General features: G+C 72.9%; 1 protein-coding gene and 1 pseudogene. One reads left to right on the top strand and one right to left on the bottom strand.

Annotated elements, in window-relative coordinates; translation table 11 throughout:
- The first annotated feature begins 207 nt into the window (after window positions 1–207).
- The gene (locus tag G3I19_RS36325; protein ID WP_164267921.1) at window positions 208–1350 is read left to right on the top strand and encodes an NADH-quinone oxidoreductase subunit D; all 1143 of its coding nucleotides are present in this window, start codon (window positions 208–210) and stop codon (window positions 1348–1350) included.
- 125 nt (window positions 1351–1475) lie between these two features.
- Here the strand turns inward: G3I19_RS36325 and G3I19_RS36320 are convergent.
- A pseudogene (locus G3I19_RS36320) lies at window positions 1476–1907 on the bottom strand (hypothetical protein); the annotation flags it as partial.

Genomic DNA, 1907 nt, shown 5'->3' with positions numbered 1-1907 from the left:
AGCGGTGACCGGCCGCCCCTGCTGCTGGCGTCGACGGACCCCGCTGCGTACGTCAGGGCCCTGGCTGCGGCGGGCGAGGCCGCGGAGCTGATGGCGCGGGGCGGCCTGGGCGACTTCGGGTGGCTGACGCAGCGGGTGGGCGGGCCCGACGGCCCGGGGCCCGCACCCGGATAGGGGCACCGCGGCCCGCCGGGGATACTGGCCCGTATGACGGAGACGACGGTCGGCATCGGCGGGGCCGCGGAGAGCACCGACATGGTGCTCAACATCGGACCCCAGCACCCTTCCACCCACGGAGTGCTCCGCCTCCGGCTGGTCCTGGACGGCGAACGTGTCCAGCAGGCCGAGCCGGTCATCGGCTATATGCACCGGGGCGCCGAGAAGCTCTTCGAGGCGCGCGACTACCGCCAGATCATCATGCTCGCCAACCGGCACGACTGGCTCTCCGCCTTCTCCAACGAGCTGGGCGTGGTGCTGGCCGTCGAGCGGATGCTCGGCATGGAGGTCCCGGAGCGCGCGGTCTGGACCCGTACGCTCCTGGCCGAGCTGAACCGGGTGCTCAACCATCTGATGTTCCTCGGCTCGTACCCCCTCGAACTGGGCGGTATCACCCCGGTGTTCCACGCGTTCCGGGAGCGCGAGGTGATCCAGGCGGTGATGGAGGAGGTCTCCGGCGGCCGGATGCACTACATGTTCAACCGGGTCGGCGGCCTCAAGGAGGACCTCCCCGCGGGCTGGCTCGGCCGGGCACGGGACGCCGTCGCCGACGTCCGCTCCCGTATGGACGTGTACGACGACCTCGTCCTCGGCAACGAGATCTTCCGGGGCCGCACCCGGGGCGTGGGGGTGCTGTCCGGCGCCGCCGTGCACGCGTACGGGGTGAGCGGGCCGATCGCCCGCGGCTCGGGCGTCGACTTCGACCTGCGCCGCGACGAGCCCTACCTCGCGTACGGCGAACTCCAGGACACCCTGAAGGTCGTCACCCGCGAGGAGGGCGACTGCCTGGCCCGCTTCGAGGTGCTGCTGAGCCAGACGCACAACGCGCTCGACCTGGCCGACGCCTGTCTGGACCGGCTGGCCGCGCTGGCTCCCGGCCCCGTCAACCAGCGGCTCCCGAAGGTGCTGAAGGCCCCGGAGGGCGAGACGTACGCCTGGACGGAGAACCCGCTCGGCATCAACGGCTACTACCTGGTGTCCAAGGGCGAGAAGACCCCGTACCGCCTCAAGCTCCGCTCGGCGTCCTTCAACAACATCCAGGCGCTGACCGAGCTGCTTCCCGGCACCCTGGTCGCCGACATGGTGGCGATCCTGGGCTCGCTCTTCTTCGTGGTCGGCGACATCGACAAGTAGCGGGCGGCACGCGGGCGGGCGGCACACAAGCGGTGCGCAGGCGGGTGGTACGCGGCCGGTACGCGGGCGGGCGGGCCGCAGTCGGCCGCCGGGCCGCCCGGGATCCGCTCGGGTGCCGGCCCGGTTCAGGCCGGGCTGGCGGTGCGCAGCTCGCCCACGTCGATCTGTTCCGTCTCGTCGTGCTCGGTCAGGTCGATGACCTGGCCGACCCCGCGCTCGGCGTCGCCCCCGGTGCCGTCGTCCGCCACGTCATCGGTTACGTCGTCCGCCACGTCCGCCGGGACCGCGCCCTCCGCCGACACGGCCGCTTCGGCCCGGTGCGCGGCGATGGCCTCCGCGCCCACCACGTCCGCCAGGTCCTCGTTCTGCACGGAGGCCAGCTGTGCGGGCTCCAGCGCAGCCGCGCTCGTCTCCTTGCGGGCGTTCCGCGGGCCGGACTGGGCGCTCTGCATGCCGAAGAAGTCGAAGCCGCCCACGGGCCGGGGCGCACGGCCCTGCTGCGGGGTGTACGGGGTGGTGTACGGAGCGACGGCGGTCGCCGGAACGCGGCGCGGAGC

Source organism: Streptomyces sp. SID10853 (genome assembly GCF_010548145.1).
In the GTDB taxonomy this organism is placed as follows: domain Bacteria; phylum Actinomycetota; class Actinomycetes; order Streptomycetales; family Streptomycetaceae; genus Streptomyces.
This window is presented reverse-complemented; position numbering and strand designations above follow the sequence as displayed.